Origin of the sequence: Frigoribacterium sp. UYMn621 (assembly GCF_040549525.1) — a bacterium.
Classification (GTDB): domain Bacteria; phylum Actinomycetota; class Actinomycetes; order Actinomycetales; family Microbacteriaceae; genus Lacisediminihabitans.
The window spans coordinates 1-21,019 of the sequence record NZ_JBEPTM010000021.1; the positions used below are offsets into that span (position 1 = coordinate 1).

Annotated in this window: 20 protein-coding genes; 15 read left to right on the forward strand and 5 right to left on the reverse strand. The window is 60.5% G+C overall.

All coding sequences use genetic code 11. The features are described 5' to 3' along the window. Positions 1–70 precede the first annotated feature (70 nt). From ABIB54_RS16765 to ABIB54_RS16775, 3 genes are all read right to left on the reverse strand, one after another. Positions 71–574, reverse strand: coding sequence for a virulence RhuM family protein (locus tag ABIB54_RS16765; RefSeq protein WP_354576669.1), 504 nt, complete (start codon positions 572–574; stop codon positions 71–73). A gap of 894 nt (positions 575–1,468) precedes the next feature. Beyond that, a complete protein-coding gene (locus ABIB54_RS16770; protein ID WP_354576670.1) occupies positions 1,469–2,812 on the reverse strand; it encodes a multicopper oxidase family protein in 1,344 nt (447 codons plus the stop codon). 122 nt (positions 2,813–2,934) lie between these two features. Further along, positions 2,935–3,189, reverse strand: coding sequence for an SHOCT domain-containing protein (locus ABIB54_RS16775; protein WP_354576671.1), 255 nt, complete (start codon positions 3,187–3,189; stop codon positions 2,935–2,937). Between the two features lie 830 nt (positions 3,190–4,019). Here ABIB54_RS16775 and ABIB54_RS16780 point away from each other — a divergent pair. Beyond that, complete coding sequence (locus tag ABIB54_RS16780; protein WP_354576672.1) at positions 4,020–4,487, forward strand: hypothetical protein; 468 nt, start codon at positions 4,020–4,022, stop codon at positions 4,485–4,487. 135 nt (positions 4,488–4,622) lie between these two features. On the opposite strand, the gene ABIB54_RS16785 is transcribed toward ABIB54_RS16780, so the two are convergent. Together ABIB54_RS16785 and ABIB54_RS16790 are read right to left on the reverse strand one after the other, a co-directional pair. Beyond that, positions 4,623–5,945 carry a sensor histidine kinase gene (locus ABIB54_RS16785; protein ID WP_354576673.1) on the reverse strand — a complete coding sequence of 441 codons (1,323 nt, stop codon included), beginning with the start codon at positions 5,943–5,945 and terminating at the stop codon, positions 4,623–4,625. 68 nt (positions 5,946–6,013) lie between these two features. After that, complete coding sequence (locus ABIB54_RS16790; protein ID WP_354576674.1) at positions 6,014–6,712, reverse strand: response regulator transcription factor; 699 nt, start codon at positions 6,710–6,712, stop codon at positions 6,014–6,016. Between the two features lie 181 nt (positions 6,713–6,893). Between ABIB54_RS16790 and ABIB54_RS16795 the strand changes: the two genes are divergently transcribed. The 14 genes from ABIB54_RS16795 to ABIB54_RS16860 all read left to right on the forward strand — a co-directional run bounded on the left by ABIB54_RS16795 (position 6,894) and on the right by ABIB54_RS16860 (position 20,773). Continuing rightward, positions 6,894–7,187, forward strand: coding sequence for a hypothetical protein (locus ABIB54_RS16795; RefSeq protein ID WP_354576675.1), 294 nt, complete (start codon positions 6,894–6,896; stop codon positions 7,185–7,187). A 771-nt stretch (positions 7,188–7,958) separates the two neighbouring features. After that, a complete protein-coding gene (locus tag ABIB54_RS16800) occupies positions 7,959–8,759 on the forward strand; it encodes a COG4705 family protein (RefSeq protein ID WP_354576676.1) in 801 nt (266 codons plus the stop codon). Continuing rightward, entirely contained in the window at positions 8,746–9,162 is a 417-nt protein-coding gene (locus ABIB54_RS16805; RefSeq protein WP_354576677.1) for a COG4705 family protein, read from the forward strand. Before ABIB54_RS16800 ends, ABIB54_RS16805 begins: the two co-directional genes overlap by 14 nt. Before the next feature lie 157 nt (positions 9,163–9,319). Further along, positions 9,320–10,627, forward strand: coding sequence for a DUF2079 domain-containing protein (locus tag ABIB54_RS16810; RefSeq protein ID WP_354576678.1), 1,308 nt, complete (start codon positions 9,320–9,322; stop codon positions 10,625–10,627). Between the two features lie 588 nt (positions 10,628–11,215). After that, a complete protein-coding gene (locus tag ABIB54_RS16815) occupies positions 11,216–12,349 on the forward strand; it encodes a glycosyltransferase (protein WP_354576679.1) in 1,134 nt (377 codons plus the stop codon). A gap of 24 nt (positions 12,350–12,373) precedes the next feature. Continuing rightward, positions 12,374–13,000 carry a DedA family protein gene (locus tag ABIB54_RS16820; protein WP_354576680.1) on the forward strand — a complete coding sequence of 209 codons (627 nt, stop codon included), beginning with the start codon at positions 12,374–12,376 and terminating at the stop codon, positions 12,998–13,000. A 229-nt stretch (positions 13,001–13,229) separates the two neighbouring features. Then, positions 13,230–13,967 (forward strand): ABC transporter ATP-binding protein, encoded by a 738-nt coding sequence (locus ABIB54_RS16825; RefSeq protein ID WP_354576681.1) that lies wholly within the window; start codon positions 13,230–13,232, stop codon positions 13,965–13,967. Next, complete coding sequence (locus tag ABIB54_RS16830; RefSeq protein WP_354576682.1) at positions 13,964–14,866, forward strand: ABC transporter permease; 903 nt, start codon at positions 13,964–13,966, stop codon at positions 14,864–14,866. The genes ABIB54_RS16825 and ABIB54_RS16830 overlap by 4 nt, the downstream gene beginning before the upstream one ends. Continuing rightward, positions 14,859–15,824, forward strand: coding sequence for an ABC transporter permease (locus ABIB54_RS16835; RefSeq protein ID WP_354576683.1), 966 nt, complete (start codon positions 14,859–14,861; stop codon positions 15,822–15,824). Before ABIB54_RS16830 ends, ABIB54_RS16835 begins: the two co-directional genes overlap by 8 nt. A 2-nt stretch (positions 15,825–15,826) precedes the next feature. After that, positions 15,827–16,408, forward strand: coding sequence for a hypothetical protein (locus ABIB54_RS16840; RefSeq protein WP_354576684.1), 582 nt, complete (start codon positions 15,827–15,829; stop codon positions 16,406–16,408). A 104-nt stretch (positions 16,409–16,512) separates the two neighbouring features. Beyond that, a complete protein-coding gene (locus ABIB54_RS16845; protein ID WP_354576685.1) occupies positions 16,513–17,208 on the forward strand; it encodes a response regulator transcription factor in 696 nt (231 codons plus the stop codon). Continuing rightward, positions 17,205–18,170, forward strand: a complete 966-nt coding sequence (locus ABIB54_RS16850; RefSeq protein WP_354576686.1) for a sensor histidine kinase — start codon at positions 17,205–17,207, stop codon at positions 18,168–18,170. The genes ABIB54_RS16845 and ABIB54_RS16850 overlap by 4 nt, the downstream gene beginning before the upstream one ends. Before the next feature lie 40 nt (positions 18,171–18,210). Next, the gene (locus ABIB54_RS16855; RefSeq protein WP_354576687.1) at positions 18,211–18,537 is read left to right on the forward strand and encodes a hypothetical protein; all 327 of its coding nucleotides are present in this window, start codon (positions 18,211–18,213) and stop codon (positions 18,535–18,537) included. Positions 18,538–18,619: 82 nt separating this feature from the next. Further along, positions 18,620–20,773 (forward strand): transglycosylase domain-containing protein, encoded by a 2,154-nt coding sequence (locus tag ABIB54_RS16860; protein ID WP_354576688.1) that lies wholly within the window; start codon positions 18,620–18,622, stop codon positions 20,771–20,773. Positions 20,774–21,019: the final 246 nt, after the last annotated feature.

Here is a 21,019-nt window from a genome sequence, read left to right on the forward strand (position 1 = left end):
GGTAAGAAACTTCTCGAAGGTCTCACACGGTGACCGCGCTTACGTCTCGCGACGAGCCGGCCACCAGGAGTTACACCACTCTATGGGGCACTACTTTCGGTGGGGGTGCGGTAGCCACTTCGGCGTCATCGGATCGCTCCAGCATCCGCACAACAGTCCCGATTTCGCGGAGCCGGGTCTCGTTCGTTGCGACCCCGGCAAGGACGTATCGTTTCAGCACGTCATTTGCCCACCGCCGGAAGCGGATGCCTTCCGGCGACTTCACCCGGTATCCGATCGACAGCACCATGTCGAGGTTGTAGTGCTCGATGTTGCGCTCGACGGCGCGATCGCCCTCTTGCTGAACTGTCGCAAATTTTGCGACAGTTGACTCGTCGGCAAGTTCCTCACGTCGTGCGTTCGCCACGTGCTTGCCGATCGTCTTCACGTCGCGGCCGAACAGTTCGCCGATCTGCTGCCTGGTGAGCCAGACCGTGTCACCGTCCGTGCGGACATCCAACCTCACGGAGCCATCCGAAGACTGGTAGATCTCGACTTCGCCCACAGCGTCTCCGTTCACTGCAGTCGGCTGCATTCCTGTAGTCGTCTTGGTACTTCCCTGCGCGGCACGGCCGACCGAAGGCAACCGGTGCAGTTTCTGCAAGAGTTCGATTCGGTGACCGATCGGGTCCGCCAGTGGGGGCGTGAGGTAGGACGTGCAGGGTGGGCGCGACGCAGCCGTACAGCTTGTATGCGTCGAAGGGTCGAAGGGTCGAAGGGTCGAGAAGCGACGACGTTAGGTCTACCCACCAATGTGCAGCGGGCCGACCAGGTCGTTCACTACGACGCCCGTAGGGCTCGTCAGGCCGCAGATCGACCTCGTAGAGGTTCTCCGACCACGGTGACAATGCATTTATCACGGAGTGGACGCTTGACGGTCCCAGCCCCGACAGTCGTGACTCGCCTCGAATAGGGGGTTCGTGTCTTGCCTGACGCGCGAGATTGAGTCTCGCCTTCGGACGCCCGAGTCTCCAGTCTGCCAGTGGAGGAAAATTCGACTGCCCTCGGAGGAAGTCGCTATTCACGGCAGGGCGGGAGCCCAACGGCCATAAGGCCGGCGGAGGTTCTTAGCGCAGCCCACCGTGTCATGTCTCGGGGACATCGTTCAGATATGTCTCGAGACATGGTTCACGAAAGCCACTCCTTCGGGAGGGTTTTTGTGGTTTTTGGGGTTGGTAGTCGATGGCGGGGTTGAGCTCGAGTTCGCGGATGAGGGCGCCGGTGAGGGCGTTCAGGACGCGGATGTCCCGGTCGTGGATGGCCGAGCAGGCATGGCGTCATCGGGATGTCGATGGGCTGGGTCAGACCGACATCGATGTTGAGCGGCTCGTCAGCGGCAACCGCATCGATGGATCCATGGCCATCAGCGCTGAATGCACGGAATGGGGCGGGAGGTTCGCGGGCCTTCACCGCGCCCGGTTGGGACTGCCTACGCGACCGAAATCACACCCATCATCCCGTTATCTTCATGATCGAGGATGTGGCAGTGGTAAACCGCGGTGCCGGTGAAGTCGTCGAAGGCGATTCGCACACGGGTTCGACTTCGCGCGGGCACGTTCACGACATCCTGCCACGTCGGTGTTTCTGAGAGGCGACCACCGACCTCGATGAGCTGCATCGGCCACACGTGCAGGTGAAAGGGGTGATCCATCGGGCTCGTGTTGATGATGGTCCACTCCTCGACACTCCCCGCCTTGACCAATTGGTCGACACGGCCCGCATCGAAGGCTCTACCGTCGATGGTGAACCCCATCATTCCCCCCATTCCGGAGCCTCCCATCCCCGATCCGCCCATGGCGAGGGTGAGGCTGCGCGTGCCGGCCAGGGGTGCGGAGCGGAGGTCGCGGGGTGAGGAGTCTGGCGGGCTCGGCAGGGGAGAACCTGTCGCGCCCGAGACGTGCAGCGTGGCAAGCCTCACCGTGCCGGTGGACTGCGCGGCACCTCCCCTCATTCCCGCCGGGGTCCCGCGATCCATGGGCAACGCCTGCAACACAGAGGTGCCCGCGGCCATCGTCACGAGGACATCGGCACGGTTCCCGGGCATCAGGGTGAGAGCAGTCACCGTGCGCGGCTTCTCGAACCGGCCAGAGTCATTGCCGAGAAGCTGCAGCGACTGGCCGTCGAGTCGAAGGTCGAGATATCGCGAAGTGCAGGCGTTGACGATCCTCCAGCGTTCTCGGTCGCCAGGGTGCGCTGTCATAGTCGCGTCGAGCTGCCCATTCAGTAGAACGGTGGACCCTTCGCGTCCGCGCATCCGGTCCATCTGGGATGCGGTCGCGATCGTGCCGGAGGAGTCGAAGGTCATGTCTGAGACGATGAGAACAGGCTCGGTCGTCGCCGGGATCGGTGTTGGGTCCTCGACGATGATCGCACCGTAAAGGCCACCGAAGACCTGTTCGGCTGCCATCCCGTGATGGTGCGGGTGATACCAGAACACCCCGGGCGGATGATCCCGCGGGATCTCGTAGCGGTAGTCCGCCGTCGCGCCCGGTTCGATTCGGCGAAAGACGTTGTCGCTCGATCCGTCCGGCGATACGTGAAGTCCGTGAGTGTGCAGATTGGTCGGATCATCCAGCCGATTGGTTATCGACACTCGCACGGTGTCTCCCGGATTCACCAGGAGGGTGGGGCCAGGAAGCGAGCCGCCATAGGTGAGCGCATTGACCGTCGTGCCTCCGATGCTCACCGGTGACTGACTCGCGGTGAGACTCACGTCGAGAACGCCATTTGCGCTTCGGAGGACTTTCGGTTGCGTGAGCTTACTGCCGCTCACGGATGGGGCAGGCGATCCTGAATGTGTCGTCCAGTCCCACACCAACCCTGCGCTGCCGACAATCGCGAACGTGGCTCCCACGCCGCCCCAAGCGAGGGCGGAACGTCTACTCAGCGGCTCCATCAGGTATCGAGGCCGAGAGCGGCGATGCGCTCTCGGTATTCCTCGGTGGTCAGCTCTCCCTTGGCATAGCGCTCATCCAGAATCTGCTTCGGCGTAGCGGTGCTCGCCGCAGCCATCGGAGGGGTCGGCGAAGCCTCGACTCGAGGAGGGGTCTGCCGGCGAAGGAGAACGACGATCAGGATCACCACGCCGATCACGACCAAAGCGCCAAAGCCCCAGGACCAGCCGCCCATTCCGTAGTTGCCCCACATCATCCTGTTGCCTCATTCTTGCGTCGCTCGAATCCGCGTCCAATACACGGCAATATCAGTTTCCGACTCAGGCCTCTCGCAGTACAGGGCAGAAGGTCCCCAGTATGGGTTCTTGCAGCACCGCAGCTGTCCTGCCTGGGAGAGAATCAGCTGGACGTCATCGCGCGTCGGCACCTGTGCGGCTCTCGGCTTCGGACCGCTCCGAGACGGGCGGGTGAGTCCCGCTTAGCCGTGATCGGTGCGCGTCCAGCGCAATGCCTCGGTGGTGCAAGCATCGTTCATATTTCGGTCTCCCGAGCCTGGCCTTACGCCCCGACTCGATCACGTCAGTAACGAATGCAGAGCACGTGATGGGCACGTATGCGGCGAGTTCCCTTTGCGTCGGATGTCCAGACATATATTTCGGACCCTACGGCTTCGAGAGCCGGGTGGATGCCGAGTCCCTCGGCTTTGAACTCATTGAGCGCATCCCCCGAGCGTCTGTTCTTCTGTGACCCTCACCCAGACGGACTCGACAGCGTTCGCGTTGTCATTGCTTTTCGGTCCGTGAGAATTTTCGCGGCCGGCCACAAAGTTCCGCTGGGAGCGAGTTTCTCACCGGGTCCTACTTATCAGCCATCTCGTCCGGTCGGCGGAGCGATGAGAGAGGTAGTCCCCAACGCAGGCCGACTTCTTAGCGGATTCTGGCCGGCGGAGCCCTAGCGTGGTGGACCCAACAGAAGGAGAACCCGCTGTTCAAAATCGCCACCACGGTTGGCGCACTGCTACTCGCGCTCGCAGTCGCGACCGCTATTTTATTTGTGGGCTCCCATCCGGCCGCGAAGCCCCCGCCGGTGCAGAAGATCGCAATTTCCTGTCCTCCAGCGGCTCCGATGATCGTGGGGACCATTTCGGTTCCCGCTGGTCCGGTGATGGGGCTATGCCAGGACAGGCTCGTCAACGCAGCTCATATCATCAACGCAGCTCGATCGTTCGGCATCGGTACCCATACTCAGGCCATCGGGGTCATGACGGCTTTGGGAGAATCCGGTCTTCAAAACCTCTCGCACGGGGATTCGGCGGGTCCGGACAGTAGAGGGCTCTTCCAGCAGCGTGCCAACGGAGCCTGGGGCACGTTGGCCCAGCGGATGGACCCCTATACATCGGCGCGCAATTTTTTCGCCGCGCTGGTCCGTGTGCCTGGTTGGAAGACACTATCGCCGACCGAGGCCGCTCACAGAGTTCAGGTCAATGCAGATCCGAACCATTACACCCCATTCTGGTCAGATGCCGTCGCGATTGTCACGGCCCTTAGCCGCTGACCGCGCCCTTTCGATCAGGGGGAGATGCCGGCTGATGCATCCCGAATTGAGGAGTCCGTTATTCCCGTTCACCCAAGGCGCGCACGGCACATTTCTCCGTTGCAATTGGATCAGACCGACATCGTGGAGGGGGGACTAAAGCACCAGCGGCAGCCGAACAACGAATTCTGCTCCTCGACTCTCGTCCGCGCGGCTTTGGACGGCGATGGTTCCACCGGAGGACTCGACAATTTGACGTGCAATCGACAGGCCAAGTCCGCTACCTCCACCCCTCGTATCGCGCACACGAGCATCGTCAAGTCGGCTGAAACGCGCAAAGATACTCTCTCTGTCATGTTCGTCGATTCCTGCGCCATCATCGACAACGTGGATTTCGGCGAACTCGCCATTGATCTTCAAAGTGATTTCGATCGCTGAGTCAGCATGGTCGTGTGCGTTGTCGCCGATATTTCTCAGCATTCGCGTGATGTCGCGAAACGAACCACGGACGCGAATCGCGTTAAAGACCTTCGTCGTCACTGAGGGGCCGCCCAAGGCCCGCAGCCGGCGGCCCTCCTCAAAAACAATTTCATCCAAGTCGACCTGAGCGGGGAGTGTCATCGGGGTTGGCTCGTTGCTGTTGGCGAGAAACAGTAGGTCGTCAATGAGTATCGTCATTCGCGCAACCTGCTCGCGCATCTCAATCAGGGCTATCGAATTCTCGCCAGATCTCTGGGTAGAAATCGCCAGGTCCATTTGTATCTGCAATGCGGCGAGAGGGCTCCTCAGCTCGTGGGAGGCGTCTCCCACAAATTGTTGCTGGCGGATTGCTGACCGTTCGATTCGCGAAAGCATGTCATTCATCGTCGCGGCAAGGTTGGCGATCTCGTCGGTTCCGAAGGGAATCGGAACGCGCTGCGACAGATCGGCAGACGTAATCGCTGCCGCGCGGCGACGAATACCTTCAACGGGCCTCAGAGACTGGCGAACGGCAAACCAGGCAATAGCCCCAATGAAGAGAACAACGACTGGTATTGCCACGATAAATAGCGTTCGCAGCTGATTGACGGCGGCATCGATCTGAGCAAGGGAGGAGGCAACGTAGATCCAGCCCTTACCATCTGGAAGATTCACTGGCTCCGCCACCAATCGGAAAGGTGCTCCTGTATCCAAGGGGGAGTCGGTGATGGACTGTGCGGTTCGGATCCGAGCGGTCGGGTGCCGAGAGAGGATCGGCGACTCTCCGGAGACGTTCGCGGTTGAGGCGATCACCTCACCGGTCGCTGATATGACTTGCGCAAGCGACGTATCGGCGGCCGGTCCCGGGATGACACCTTTTAGGTTGCCGGCGGAAGCTTGACTGGACAGTTCGACCGCTCGAGCAGTCTGGCTGTCGTCGAGTCCAGAAATCAAGAGCTGTTGCAGCAATAGAACGAGAACAACGCCTCCTGCAGCGAGGGTGAGGGCGACTACAGTCACCGTGGCTACGGTGACCCGAAGTCGGATACTTCTGCGGGAGAATGGGTATCCCCTACCTCGAGCTTGCGTCACTTTGGGATGTCTATGACCGTCAAGGGGCGATCTTCGAGTCGATAGCCGAGTCCCCGAACTGTTGAAATGTCGGAGGCGGCAAACGGTCGATCCAGCTTCTTTCTCAAGTAGCCGATATAGACCTCGACCACATTCGAGTCGATGTCGAGATCCGCGTTCCACACGTGTTCAGCGATGGCAGCTCGACTTACAACGTGGCCTTTTCGTCGCAGCAAGAATTCCGTCAAGGCGAACTCTCTTGCGGTGAGTGCAATTTCTACATTTCCTCGCCAGCACAGCGCGCGGGAAGGATCTAAGCGCAGGTCCCCTGAGCCGAGCAATGGCTCTCGGGTCGCGGAGTTTCGCCGAAGAAGTGCGCGAAGTCGTGCAAGGAGCACGACAAAGGAGAACGGCTTCGTGAGATAGTCGTCGGCGCCCAGGTCAAGAGCATCCGCCTCGTCAAATTCCCCGTCTTTCGCCGTCAGCATGAGGATCGGAACGTGCGTGTTGACCTGACGTAACCGGCGACACACTTCGTAGCCACTCATCCCGGGGAGCATGATGTCGAGGACCACAACGTCGAATTCCGTTTCCTGAGCCATCCACAGCCCCGAGACCCCATCGCGGGCGGCATCGGTAACAAAGCCCTCAGCTTCGAGCCCCCGTGCGATCGCGGCGGAGATCGCGAGATCGTCTTCGACGAGCAAAACTCTCATGACAACTCCGACCAGTGATTACATCGACGAGGGTACTGCTCGATGGGGTGAACTAATTCAAGCAGCGCCCCGCCTACTTGCTGCATCGGGTCGGCATCTTCTCAGTCCGACTTATCTGCCCCTTACTTCGTACTGCAAGTGTGTAGCTCGTCAACCAATCCCCTGATCTAAGGAACACACAATGAAGAAGAAAACAATCGTCGTCACCAGTTTGCTCGTGCTGGGCCTTACCGGTGTTGGAGCAAGCGCCGCGATGGCAAGCACTTCGACCTCACCGTCGACAACTCCCGTCTCGACGTCAGTCACCAGCACACCCGCCGGGCCAAAGTCAGACGTAGAGGTACCTGATTCGACCGAGGTAGTAGGAGCCGAGTCGACCACGGAGTCGACCACAGCCAGTGACGGAAACGATGGCGGGCACGCCGACCCTGAAGGGGTGGACGTGAACAATGAAGCCGGAGGAGCCGAGAAGTAGAAAGTAGTGCCTTAGGAGCGATCGCGGCGAGAGCCGCGGTCGTTTCCGATCTGCGCTTCCTCACAGTTTGTTCGTTCGCCGTGCCGTCCGATTGCTGGTCCGCGGCATCTACCTATTCGTGAAGCCGACAAACAGTCCGCCCGTCAGCCTCACAACGAGGTTGTAGAGCACTGCGCTGACCGGGTCGCCTGCCAGCCAGCGAAGCGATTGCAGCCGGGCTGTACCCAGGAACTTCAGAATCGCCAGACACGATTGCGCCTTCGCCTCGGTTGGTCGGCGCTGTCGAATTCAGATTCGTCGGCGGCGGAGTCCTGTTCCTCTCCAACCTCGCTCAAGAGCGCGATGACAGTCCAGACGCAGGCTGCGGCAACGACGATAAGGACGCCAATGCCTCCCACTATGAGCCACACCATGATCAGCCTCCCGATGCCTCACGATTCGAGTTTCCTTAGTCTTTCCGGGGCTCTCCTAGATACCTCTAAGCCGCTGCCGAGACCCCGCGAGAAGGCCGGTTTCAGCGAATATCGCCGCGCACACGATTGCGAGTCCTCACACGCCGGCCTCGGTAATGAGCGATTGCGGATCGAGGAGGCTCGTGGAGAAGAGAGGAAGAGCCATGATGCTTCGACTCTGACCGGGCGCCGACTAAGAAACCTCGTAACCATCCATTCCTGAGGCGATTCTTAGTGGTCGGACGGCACTGTGTCCTGCGTGACCAGAAGTTCTCCGCCCCCAACCGTTCGACGATTCGCCTCGCTCACAGCGGCGAAGGTGCCCGAGGTCACCCTTATGTTCTGGGTGGTCAAGGTTCTGACAACCGGGATGGGGGAGACCACTTCAGACTTCCTCGTCCGGTCGATCGAACCTGTAGCGGCGGTGGCTATCGGTGCGGTCGCCTTCACTATCGCCTTGTTTGTCCAGTTCGCGACGACCCGATACACGCCCTGGGTCTATTGGTTTGCTGTTGCCATGGTCAGTGTCTTCGGCACCATGGCTGCGGATGTCACGCATATCGTGTTGGGCGTGCCTTATCTGGTATCGACTGTCGCCTTCGCCGCTGCGCTCGCGATTGTCTTCCTCGCCTGGCACCGCACGGAACGGACGCTATCGATTCACAGCATCACGACACGCCGCCGAGAGTTCTTCTACTGGGCAACCGTCCTCGCGACTTTCGCCCTCGGAACTGCCGCTGGCGACATGACGGCGACGACACTGCACCTCGGCTACTTCGCATCCGGCGTGCTCTTCGCGGTAGTGATCGCCGTTCCTGCGCTTGGCTACAGGTTCGCCCGATTCAACCCTGTGTTTGCGTTCTGGTTTGCATATATCCTCACCCGCCCGCTGGGGGCGTCCTTCGCAGACTGGATGGGCGTATCTCACGCTCGCGGGGGACTCCAGTGGGGAACCGGGCCGGTGAGCCTGGTCCTTGCTGTGTTGATCATCGCCGGTGTCGCCGTCATCTCCCTGCGCGAACGTCGCTCGATTGACACCTTTACGGACTCTGAGTCGACAAGCCCTCTACTCGGCTTATCCCGCACCACTCGAAGGAATAACAGCGATGCCCCGCAATGAAGTGGGCTTGCCGACCATCAGTCGGGTCATGCTCTACAAGGTTGCCGAAGTAGCCGCGATCTTCTGGTTCATCGCGCTGCTCGCGACTACGGTCGGCGAGACCTTCGCCGGCTTCTTGATTCTGAATCTGAACCTCGGTCTGACCGTCACCAGCGTCGTGATGGCCGCCTTGCTGGCCGTAGGACTCGGCCTGGCAACCACAGGCGCCAGCGTGCTGTTCCTGGGCGTCGGTCTGCTCGTCATAGCACTCGCCATTCGAGAGCACCGCGGCGGATGGCAACTCGAATCCTCGAACACCTTCAAACTGCCGACCGCCTCGAGTCTGGAGAGGCAGCTGCCAGGAGTGGCGAGCTGTGTCGGAGGAGGAAGGGTCACTAGCCATCAGCGCGGGCCCAATTATTAGCACCGTCTGGGACAGCGGCCCCGATAGTAGGAACCGCCCGGGAGGCGGGCGTTTCGGGACGCCGGCCTCTCGGTCTTTGGCAAGGGTTGGGGCGCGGCTTCGTGCTCGGCTTTACGGGCGGGGCATCCCCGTCGCCTTCGTCATCGCACTCACCGCCATGTATTCGGCACTCGCAGTCCGACGCCACCTCACGTTCCAGTCGGCGGGTTGGGACCTCGGGATATTCGAGCAAGCGATTCGCAATTACGCTTCGTTCCAACCGCCGATAGTCGTTCTCAAGGGGGCGGGCTATAACCTCCTCGGAGACCACTTTCACCCCATACTGGTAGTGCTGGCGCCCTTCTACGCCCTCAGTCCCCACCCGATCACACTCTTAGTCGCTCAATCCGTGCTTCTCGCAGTCGGGGCCTGGCCTCTGATCATGTGGGCGCAACGAGCGCTCGGTTGTGGGCCTGCGGTCGCCGTGGGAGTCGTCTACGGCTTCTCGTTCGGTATCGCGTCAGCTGCGGGATTCGACTTTCACGAGGTCGCCTTCGCCGTCCCGCTCATTGCCTTCTCCTTGTCTGCTCTCGGGCTGGGTCGGGTGCGTGCGGCGGCGACATTCGCGCTCCCGCTCGTCCTGGTGAAGGAGGACCTCGGAGTCACCGTAGTGGCGGTTGTCGGGGTTCTCCTATTTCTTCGAGGCGCTCGTCGGCTGGGCATCTCAGTGATCATTTTGGGCGTAGCCGCGACCGCGATCGAGGTGGGGATCCTCCTTCCTCTGGTGAACGCGGGGGGAGGATACTCCTATTGGGCGAAGCTTTCGGCACATCCCTTACTCACCGTGCTGTTCACCTCCGCCGGAGAGAAGCTCAGCACTCTGGTACTCACCTTCGCGATCACGGGCTTCGCGGCGTTGCTTTCACCGATTGCCTTGGCAGCGGTCCCCACTCTGCTCTGGAGGTTCGCCAGCGACGATCGCAATTACTGGGGGACCGACTTCCATTACAGCGCGATCCTGATGCCGATTGTCGTGGCCGCAATGATCGATGGACTTGCTCGATTACGACGTGGGTATCCGCGAGCTCGATGGGCCATGCCTCTTTTCTTCACCGTTGCACTGGTGGTGACCGGTGCCGCAATACCGTCGCATCGATTGGGGCTGCTGGGCAGCCCGAAATTGTGGGAGGAAAGCCCGCAGGCTGCATCGATAGACACAGCGCTGGCAATGATTCCGAACGGGGCGACAGTGTCCGCGTCCGATAATCTCATTCCGCAACTCACCTCCCGCGCGACAGTGACCCTTTTCGGGCTGCGCCCGCTTGGCGACACCAAACCCGAATGGATAATCGTCGATCCTGACTCGACGCGACACTTCGTCGTGACTCGCTCAACAGAGCTGAAGAGTTTGCTAGCGGCAGAACAATCCGGATATTTCATTCGTTTTCAGCGTCAAGGGATCACCCTTTTGGGAAGGAACTACTAGCGGCTTTGTCGAGCAGTGCCTTACCGCCGAGGAGGACGCGAACTGCTGCTCCCGAACCGAGGGGATACGCAGTTCGATAGCGGTTCCGGCCGGCGAGGTGTCACACACTCTCGGCATATCAACACATCGTTCGAGTGTGTCCCGCACCAGGGAGAGTCTGTGATCTCTTCGCCCGAAGGTGCGAGTCATCGGTATGCGTTGAATTGTCCGTTTCCCGGCTCACTGCGCCCTCAATCGGTAGCCCTGGCCGCGCACCCTAGTGATGAGATCGACGTCTGTATTTCGGCGAACGTAGTGCACGCAGGTGTCAAGGGTGCCGGGCTGGTCGCTCGCCCCGAATACCTCACGCGCCAGTGCTTAGCTTGTGCGGCTGGAACATGATTGGACGGAATTTCTCCCCACCTCGAGCAGTGTGCCGGCGAGAAATGCGGGTCGTCTTCTCCCAACGCCCTTATCGTCGAACTCTTTACCGGCGTCCGCGCCGCACGACAACTGAACATTTCTGGCTTTCTTGGTCTTGTCTTATAGGCCTTCGCGCAAAGTCAATTCGAACCAAAGAGCGTTTGCTGTCGAAATGGAAGGAACGTGATGGACATCTCCGTGGTCGTGCCCACGTTCAATGAGGCGCCCAATATCGCGGAGCTGGTCGCGCGCATCGACGATTCGGTCAGCGGGTTCGACGCGGAGATCATATTTGTCGACGACTCGACGGATGACACACCACTCGTGATCTCCCGGGTGATTGCCCGAACCACGGTTCGGCTCATCCATCGAACAGAGCAGATTGGCGGACTCTCGGGCGCCGTAGTCGCAGGAATCCGAGAAAGCGTCGGGGACTGGGTCATCGTCATGGACGGCGATCTACAGCACCCGCCGGAGATGATCCCGATTCTCGTGACCTCTGGCCAGGCTCAATCAGCAGACCTCGTCGTTGCCTCGCGACACATCGTGGGCGGCTCATCAGCGGGGCTCGATGGGCGGACCCGCGCGCTCGCGTCGGCGGCTGCGAAGATGCTCACCCGAGCGATGTTCCCGATTAAATTGCGGTCGTGTTCAGATCCGATGACCGGATTTTTCGCAGTGCGTCGCGAATCCGTCGAGGTGAGTTCGCTTCAACCTCAGGGGTTCAAGATCCTTCTCGAGATTCTCGCGCGCTCGTCGCTCACAGTGGTCGAGGAGCCCTTCACCTTTGCAGAGCGGCAGGCGGGCGAATCCAAAGCCACTTTCTCGCAGGGTCTACGCTTCCTATCGCAACTTACGGCATTGCGATTCGGGAAGCTCTCGGGCTTCGCAGTGATCGGCGCTATCGGTGCGCTAGCAAATCTGGTGATCATGGCCGTCTTGCAGGCCGCGGGGGTCTGGTACCTCAGCTCGGCGATCATCGCAGCAGTCGTGACCATCGTCGCGAACTTCCTTCTTCAAGAGCGTTTCATTTTTGGCGACCTCACGGCGGAAAGTCGGAGCACCGCACAACGCTTCGCACTGTCATTCGGATTCAACGCGACCGAGACAGTTGTTCGAACCACCGCTCTCTGGGCGATCGTGGAAGCGACATCGATGCCCAGCCTCGTCGTCCAAGCCGTACTCATCGCCATCGGCTTCCTCGCTCGATTTGTCTACCACTCGAGGGTCGTATACCGTCCGCGGCCCCGGGCAGATAGAGCCGCGGACGCAATCGAGGACAGCCCTTACCCGGCTGATCATGCCCACCGCACCGAATAGCGTTGCGTCCCACTGGGTGGGGCAATGAACCCCGTAGAGGTGTTGGTCGCGCTCGCCGGGTCTCCGTGGGCCTATGTGCTGCTCGCCGCGCTGTTGCTTATCGACGGGTTCTTCCCGTTCGTTCCGGGGGAAACCGCAGTGGTCACGCTCGCATCGCTCTCTGCTGCCGGCCACGGACCTCCCGTATGGTCGATACTCGCGCTGGCAATCGTTGCGAGTACTGCCGGGGACGCTGTCGCTTTCGCCAACGGGAGTCGACTGGGCACGAGACAGTGGGCCTGGATGCGGCGGCCGCGAATTGTCGCAATGTTCGAATGGGCAGAGCGAGGTCTTGTGCGTAAGCCTGCTCTCTTTCTCGTGTCGGCAAAATTCGTACCCGTGGCGCGGGTCGCGGTGACGATGACAGCAGGATCATCACGACTTCCATTCGTGAGGTATCTGCCGATCGCTCTTCTCGCCTCGACGGTCTACACGACTTATCACGTAGGTGTTGCCCTCTTCGCGGGATCGATGCTCGGGGGCAACCCTCTGATGGCGGTCGGTGTGGCAATCGCGACGGTCTCCGTCGTGGCGGCCGTAATCGAATGTGCGCCTCGGGTCGCTAGAAAGCTGGTTAAGGATCGTACAGATCCGCCGATGACGGGCCCATAAGTCGGCGCTGCCGAGTCTCGAAGCAGCGCAACATCACTCGGGACCAGGCCTTGCGGGTCCGAGGGGAAGAGGCCGAGCCTGTCCGATGGGGCGTCGGTACCTTGCCGATGGCGGCACTGTCACCTGCCGGAATACCCCGACAGCGTGACCGTCCAGTTTTGCTGCCAGTATTCGGGGGTTCGATGCGCTCTCACGCTGGTCTCACGTTCGTCGGCCTAGCGTCGAAGACATGACTACACATGCCATTCAGACTCAAGCGTTAGCGGTGTCATACGGGACACGGCAGGCACTCGACGACCTCACCCTTGAAATTTCCCAAGGCGAAGTGTTCGGGTTGCTCGGGCATAACGGCGCGGGGAAGACAACGACCGTAAACCTCCTCACCACCCTCCTGCCGCCAACCTCGGGCACTGCGCTGGTCAACGGCTTCGATGTGGTTACGGAGGCACACGCTGTTCGGCGGTCGATCGGCTATCTGCCGGAGAACGTGCAGTTCTACGATCACCTGACGGTGCGCGAGAATCTCCGTTTCTTCGGGCAGCTCTCGGGTATGAAGAAGCCGGATGCACGCATTTCTGAAGTACTGACATTTCTCGATTTCGACGGAATGGAAAACCGCCGCATTGGTGGATTCAGCAAGGGAATGCGGCAGCGGATCGGTATTGCGCAGGCGATCCTCCACTCGCCCGCTGTGCTGTTCCTCGATGAGCCGACCTCAGGACTCGACCCCGAGGGTGTCCGTGGATTGAGGAACACGATCTCCCGCCTCAATAGTGAGCTCGGTATGACGATCTTTATGAACACGCACCTCCTCTCCGAGGTGACGAAGACCTGCACGAGCATCGGAATCCTGCGAAACGGACGTCTGGTGCACCGCGATTCCATGGCTGCAACCCTCGAGGCCTTTCCCGGCAATGATTCGCTCGAAGCGGTCTATTTCGAACTCGAATCCACCCCCATCCGGTGAACGGCTTCGCAGCATCCTTTCGTCATGAGCTGTTGTGCACCGGCCGAGCCCGCATCCCTCAGCTCCTGCTTGTCGTCTTCGTCGGCATGGTGTCAGTGTCGGCGTTCATCGGATGGTCGGCGCGAAGCACCGTAACCGCGGTCTACACCCAGATCAGCAGTGCCGGGCTCACATCAGCCCCCAATCCGTTCGCGGGGACTTCGCCGCTCTACTTCGCGCGCAATTCTGTCATCTACGTAGTCCTGATCGGCGCGCTCATGGCGATCGTGCTGGGCGTGCAGGCGACACTTCGCGATCGAAAGGCGGCGACTTTCTCGCTGATTCTGAGCCGGCCGGTTGGCACTGTCGGGCGGTTGCTCGGCCAGCTCGCGGCTCTGGCCGTCGTCATCGCGGTGGTGATGGGTATCAGCACCGCCATCAGTTGGGCGAGCATCAGTGCCATCACCGGTGGCATCCTCGGACCGGACCCGACACTGCGACTTGGTGCGTTCGCGGCGCTATCCTGGCTGCTCCTCACCGCATTCGCCCTGCTCGGGATGCTCACTGGTACGTACAGCAAGAAAGAGACGACGGCGCTGCTGGCTCCGTTCGTGGCGTGGAGCGTCATCGCGTTCGTGCTCCCGCAGCTCGGGACGGCGGCGCGACCCGTGGCCTTGCTGAATCCGGTGCCCTCCATACCGCCTCCCAGCGGAGGGATCTTCGACGTCATCAATGTGGTCACTGGCCCTCTCGCCGTGACCGAGCAGTTCAAGCGCGCGGCCGGCATCGTGCTGCAAGACAGCTCGGTGACGGGCAGTCCGGAGGGGCCCATCATCGTGCTCGTCACATTTCTCGCCGTGATGACACTCCTCGTGGTGGCGACGCCGCGCAAGAGGCTGAGGAGCGCTCTCAATGACTAACCTGTTCACGATCTCGTCGAAGGAATTGTTGGACCTTCGGCGCGATCCACTTCTGGCGATTCTGGTCGGCTTCCTCAGTTTCGCTGTCGTCATCTCGGTGGTGATCGGGGCTGCGGACTTCAAGGTCCAGCTCGATGCTTACAACCTGTACGTGCAGCAGCTGGTGAGTGCCGGTAGCGCGGTCGTCCCGGCAGCTCCCCAGCTTTTTCCAATGCAGTTGCTCCGTGGGGGCATCGAGTACATCGAGATTCTGGGGGCGCTGTTCGCCGTAGTGCTCGGTTACGGGACGATTGCCAAAGAAAAGTACCGCGGCACTCTCGACCTCATCCTCACTCGTCCACTCGGCCGGTTCTCCCTGGTCGGCGGCAAGCTGCTGGGGCTCGCTGTGCTGTGGCTTGCCGTCGTTGCGTTTCTTACCGTCGTGTCGACGATGGCGATTGCCACCGTTGGGGGTGCTTCCCTCAGCAGTCATGATCTGATTCGTATCGTGATCGCATCCGCTGCCGCGTGGATCTATCTCGTGTTCTGGAGCGCACTCTCCGTCGGTCTAACCGTGCTCGCCCGGCAGCTCAGCACGGGGCTCATTGTCGGACTCGTGATCTGGCTCGTGGTCGTGCTGATCATGCCCCAGATTGGCGACACCATGGATCCTGACAACCAGGTTCCTGGCGGGCTGTTCGCCTCCCTGCAGATCAAGAAGGCAGACGAGCTGACGGTGATGTCCCACTTTGCCTCGTTCGACGCCGTTCGAAACGGCATCGAGGTCGCGTCGATTGAGAAGCATTTCGAACGTTTGTCGTTTGGCTTTCTCGGAATCAAGACTCAGTACAACCAACAGCCGTTGTCATTCATCTGGGGTGACCTTTTTCCCTACGCCATCACCCTCGCGGCCGCGACCTTCGCGTCCGTTCTCTTCGCCATGGTCGCAACGACCAGGCGCACTCTGCAAAGGAAGTAATCATGAAGTGGAAGATCATCATCGCAGCGACAATCGTCGCCGTCGCCGTCGTCATCGGAATCAGCGTCCTTGGGCACGGAACCAATCCGCCTGCATCAGCACCGGGCGGGTCTGCCTCACCAAGTGTCGGAGGCGCAGCGACCGTCCTGCCCGTTTCGACAAATCCGATCGTAAATGCGAGCACGGCCCCCGGCTTGTCGATTGTGAGCGCGATGGCAGAGAACAACGTCGATCCGGCCACGAAGAAACCCATTGCCGATCGGCTGCAGGTCACCGTGAAGAATTCATCGGCGAACACGCTTTCAGGCTTCGAAATCTATTACACGATGACGGACGCCACGACGAAACAATCTGAGTCGTATTACGTTCCGCTTACGGGGCTTACCGTTGCCGCGGGCGCCTCGGCAACCGTGTTCTTTGACAATCAGGCCGGCCCTAATCACTACGCCGAGAACAAATTCAGCCTGTACCGAAGTTCGACCAACCAGGTTGACTTTGCCGTGGAAGTAAGCGCCAAGGGCGTTGCTGTGGCCAAGGGCACCGCGGTGAAGGGCAAAGGAACCGGCGAGGTCGTTGGGGGCTAGTTGCAGCCCGCTGCGTTGGCGGCTCGCCCTCGAGGGAGAGCCGCCGCGTAGTACCGTCGAGACAAAGAGCAATCCACGAGGTATTTCATGAAAGACAGTCGATCGTGAAGCTGCTAGTCGTCGAAGACGACAGCCGCATCGCCGACATCGTTCGGCGGACCCTTACTGAGTCCGGATATGCGGTCGACGTGGCTGTCACCGCGCCGGCTGCCATCGAAGCCGTAGAAATAGAAACCTACGACCTTGTGGTGCTGGACCTCATGTTGCCCGGACGTGCGAGAGGCGGAATCGACGTATGCCGCCGGATTCGGCAGCTCAATCCCCATACCCCGGTGCTCATGTTGACCGCGTTGGACTCTCTCCACTCCAAGGTGGACGCCCTTGATGCGGGGGCCGACGACTACCTCATCAAGCCGTTCCACCTCGCCGAGCTGACCGCACGGGTGAGGGCATTGCTTCGTCGATCGCCGCGTGCACATCTGCCAATGCTCACCGCGCAGGGCGTCAGTCTCGACCCCGCGACCCGAATCGCGCATCGCGCTGGAAGAAGCATTCCACTCACGGCGAAGGAATACGCAGTCCTTGAGTATCTGATGCGCAATCCGAACACCATCATCAGTTCGAGTGAACTGATAGATCATGCCTGGGATAGCAACTACGACGGTTTCAGCAATGTGGTCCAGACCTACATCCGATACCTCAGGAAGAAACTGACCCTTCCCGGCGAAGTCGACATCATCCAGACTCGACGGGGCGCCGGATATCTCATCTCCAGCTCGGATGATTCGAGCGCTGAATGATTTTCGCCTCAACGCTCCGCCGACTCACCATCGTCTACACCGTTATTCAGCTTATTTTGTTCGGCGCCTTGGCGATCGGGATCTACTTGTTCGTTACGGGCACGTTCGACTTCGATGCCGCAAGCCAAGATGGCGCGGGCGCACTCGGGGCAGCAGAACTGGGCTTCCTGCACTTGCGCATTGCCCTCATTGCCGGTTTCGGGATGTTGTGTGTTGTCGTGCCGTTTACGAGCTATTGGATGGCAAGAACCGCACTGCGCCCTCTGCGTCAAAGCTATGAACGACAGCAACAGTTCGTCGACGATGCCTCCCACGAATTGAGAAGTCCCCTGAGTGTTATTCGCGGCGAGCTGGAATTGGCCCTATCTCGCCGACGGTCTGAGAAGGACTATCGTCGCGCGATCTCGACCGCGCTGGAGGCCACACAGGATATGGTGCAACTCACCGAAGATCTGCTCTTGCTCGCACAGGACTCGAGCAACGAATTCGAATCGCGTCTCCAGGCTGTTTCTGGCGACGAGGTGGTGCGCAGCGCTATGACGACTGTGGGAACTGCCACTATGACCGATAGAGTCACCGTCCATAGTGATGCACCAGAGTTGATCAGCGGGATTCCCCCCTTGCTGGTTCGGGCACTCGCGAATCTCCTCGACAACGCATTGAAGTTCACTCCCACGGGCGGGAGTGTCACCGTAGTCGCAACGAACAACTCCGAAAGCGCGATTTTTTCGGTGACGGATACGGGGAGCGGTATGACCCCGCACGAGATACAACACGCATTCGACCGATTCTGGCGGGCCACGGCCGCCTCGAGTGCCCCGGGCCACGGCCTGGGGCTTGCATTGGTCGAGAGAATCGCGCAAGCACATCGCGGTCGAGTAGCCATCGTGTCCACGCCCGGAATCGGGTCGACGATCACCCTCAGCGTCCCGCTAAGACCGACGTCCTCACGGACTCGCTAGCACGCTAGGAGCTAGCGCATCGCTGTCGACCGAGAGGGGCATGAAGAAACGGGCTGTGTCTGCCATGGTGCTGTCGAGCTGCCGCGGCCGAGCGCTCGCGCCTTCCTCTTCGGAAAGTGACCTGCCGCTGTGCGGAGCCGATGGGGGTGCGGCACCGTTTGAAGAACTGAGCGTGGCGGTCAAAGGACTGGCATTCGCCACTCCGGCAGCCGCACCGTGCGCACGTAGTCCACGAGTTCGAGAAGCGACCCTTCCGATCGCTTCCCCTGCGCCGTCGAACCATCTGAACGTTCTCAGAATCCGCTTCGCCGGATCCGTGATTTTTGCGATTGCCTCTCAGGTTCACCTGCGCAAGATGACGGAATGACTTGTCGTTCGAACGCCTCGAGGTCGAAGTTGCGCCCCTTCCCTCGAGGGCGGAGCCGCACTGGATTCATAGCGACCGAGTCATGACGGACAGCGCGCAGAAGCCGACTCAGGGGGACCTGCTCTCCGCCCTGGCGGGAATGACTCTGTTCAGCGTCCTCGCGGCGGCTCTCATCGTTACGATGATGGTTCCTTTCCTGGCTGTGACGAGCAGTGTCGCCGACCAGGGGATCAACTTTTTCAACAACCTGCCCTCGTACATCCAATTGGGCAAGCTCTCCCAAGCGAATTCGATTTACGCGACCCGCGCAGGAGCACCGTCCCTGATCGCGACGATCTACAACCAGAACCGCGAGGATGTCGCGTGGGGTTCCGTGTCTACGTATCTCAAAGATGCTGCGGTCGCGGGAGAGGATCGTCGGTTCTACCAGCACGGCGGAGTCGACGTGCCCTCCGTCGTGCGAGCGACCATCGGCAATGTCGTGCACGGCGCGATCACCAGCGGCAGTTCGACTCTCGACATGCAATTGGTGAAGAACATCCTCGTTCAGCAGTCCCTGCAGATTCCTGACGCCACTGCCCGGAAGGCGGCTTACCACGCCGCGATCACTGACACGCTCTCGCGCAAGATCAGGGAGGTGAAGCTGGCCATCGGCCTGGACAAGAAATACAGCAAACAGGAGATCCTCTTGGGCTACCTGAACATCACGGGATTCGGGGGCAATACCTATGGGGTGCAAGCTGCTTCACGTCAGTACTTCAGCGTGGACGCAAATCACGTCAGTCTCGCCCAAGCAGCAAGTCTGATCGCGATCGTGCAGCAACCGTCATTTCAGAATCTCGCGACCGAGAAGGACTATCCGGCCAATAAAGTGCGCCGTGACGAGATACTTCGGGACATGCACACCCAGAAGTACATATCCCAGGCACAACTCACCGCGGCGCTGGCCACCCCCATTGCGGACGAGGTCAAATTGAGCACGGTCAACAGTGGGTGCCTCTACGCATCGGACGCGAAATGGGCATGTGACTACGTCCAGCGACTTGTCCCTACCCTCAGCAGCCTCGGCACCTCGGCGGCAGATCGCACCCGCCGATGGGAGCGTGGGGGCTACCAGATCTACACCAGCATCGACCTTGCCCAGCAGGATGTGGCCCGGGCCGCCGTTCTCGCCGATGCTCCCGCCACAGAGTCGCGGTTCGACCTCGGTGCTTCGGCCGTATCGATCCAACCCGGGAGTGGTCGCATCCTCGTTATGACGCAGAACAAGAGGTTTGACAACTCGGGCCCTGGCGGTGGCCCGACGACGACGGCAATCAATTTCAATACAGACCGGAACTTCGGCGGATCATCCGGATTTCAAACTGGATCCACCTACAAGATCTTCACTCTCGCCGACTGGCTGCAGAATGGTCACAGCCTGAACGAAGTGGTCAACGGAACGTCCCGCACCTTCACGCAATCGAGTTTCTCGGCCTCCTGCTCGTCTCCCTTTGTCGGAACCTATTCCCCGCGCAATGACTCGCCGGAGGAAGGTGGCCCGATGAGCGTCATCGCCGCCACTCAAAACTCTGTCAATGCCGCCTTCGTGACAATGGCCCAGCAATTGGACCTCTGCGACATCCGAGATGTCGCGCGAGCGATGGGCGTGCACCGCGCCGACGGGAATCCCCTCGTGGTGAACCCCTCGTCGGTGCTCGGGGTGAACCAGATCGCTCCGCTCACTATGGCTGGAGCGATCGCGACAATCGGGTCGGGCGGACTTTATTGTCAGCCTGTGATCGTGGACCGGATCGTGGATCCGAGCGGAGTGGCCCTCCCGGGCCAGGCTCCCCACTGCACGCGCGCTCTCTCGCCGCAGATCGACAGTGCCGTCGCCTACGCGCTGGCTGCCGTGATGCAGCGAGGAACCGGAACCCAGGGAAATCCGCGCGACGGCGTTCCCCTCGTCGGGAAGACCGGAACGACCGACGTCGCGGATCAGAACTGGCTCATCGCGACAACCACGAAAGTCTCTCTCGCCGTGTGGGTGGGAAACACCACGGGGCATCAGAATCTTCGCAAAATCACCGTCGCTGGGACAAACGGCTACAACACGAAATTCAACATCTTCCGAACCGCCATGAAATCCCTGGATAGCGACCCCGCCTATCGTGGAACGGACTTTCCGAAACCGGACTCGTCCTTTCTTTACGGCCGGAAGTCCCTCTCGCCGATAATCAGCGGAAAACAGTGAGCAGACCGGGGGAGGCGCCCACCGGCTGAGCGGAGAGATGTCGCACCATCGGAAAGCTCGCCAATCTCAATGGGATGCACCCGTGGGAGAACTGACGCAGGGCAACCCACTGTCAAATCCCCAGCAGGGAGAGCTTCCGGCCTGCGGTGATGGTCAAGTCCCAGGTAGTGGTGTAGCCGGTTTTCCTTCGAGCTAAGGATTATGCGCTGAGGGCCAGTTCTGGTTCGGTCACCTCGCTTCCGGTGT

What these genes read in the sequence shown, in the direction of transcription:
- ABIB54_RS16840 (WP_354576684.1), top strand. Translation starts at nt 15,827, where the DNA reads ATGAAGTGGAAGATCATCATCGCAGCGACAATCGTCGCCGTCGCCGTC.
- ABIB54_RS16820 (WP_354576680.1), top strand. Translation starts at nt 12,374, where the DNA reads ATGAACCCCGTAGAGGTGTTGGTCGCGCTCGCCGGGTCTCCGTGGGCC.
- ABIB54_RS16850 (WP_354576686.1), top strand. Translation starts at nt 17,205, where the DNA reads ATGATTTTCGCCTCAACGCTCCGCCGACTCACCATCGTCTACACCGTT.
- ABIB54_RS16810 (WP_354576678.1), top strand. Translation starts at nt 9,320, where the DNA reads ATGTATTCGGCACTCGCAGTCCGACGCCACCTCACGTTCCAGTCGGCG.
- ABIB54_RS16860 (WP_354576688.1), top strand. Translation starts at nt 18,620, where the DNA reads ATGACGGACAGCGCGCAGAAGCCGACTCAGGGGGACCTGCTCTCCGCC.
- ABIB54_RS16790 (WP_354576674.1), bottom strand. Translation starts at nt 6,712, where the DNA reads ATGAGAGTTTTGCTCGTCGAAGACGATCTCGCGATCTCCGCCGCGATC.
- ABIB54_RS16835 (WP_354576683.1), top strand. Translation starts at nt 14,859, where the DNA reads ATGACTAACCTGTTCACGATCTCGTCGAAGGAATTGTTGGACCTTCGG.
- ABIB54_RS16795 (WP_354576675.1), top strand. Translation starts at nt 6,894, where the DNA reads ATGAAGAAGAAAACAATCGTCGTCACCAGTTTGCTCGTGCTGGGCCTT.
- ABIB54_RS16825 (WP_354576681.1), top strand. Translation starts at nt 13,230, where the DNA reads ATGACTACACATGCCATTCAGACTCAAGCGTTAGCGGTGTCATACGGG.
- ABIB54_RS16805 (WP_354576677.1), top strand. Translation starts at nt 8,746, where the DNA reads ATGCCCCGCAATGAAGTGGGCTTGCCGACCATCAGTCGGGTCATGCTC.
- ABIB54_RS16855 (WP_354576687.1), top strand. Translation starts at nt 18,211, where the DNA reads ATGAAGAAACGGGCTGTGTCTGCCATGGTGCTGTCGAGCTGCCGCGGC.
- ABIB54_RS16775 (WP_354576671.1), bottom strand. Translation starts at nt 3,189, where the DNA reads ATGATGTGGGGCAACTACGGAATGGGCGGCTGGTCCTGGGGCTTTGGC.
- ABIB54_RS16765 (WP_354576669.1), bottom strand. Translation starts at nt 574, where the DNA reads ATGCAGCCGACTGCAGTGAACGGAGACGCTGTGGGCGAAGTCGAGATC.
- ABIB54_RS16815 (WP_354576679.1), top strand. Translation starts at nt 11,216, where the DNA reads ATGGACATCTCCGTGGTCGTGCCCACGTTCAATGAGGCGCCCAATATC.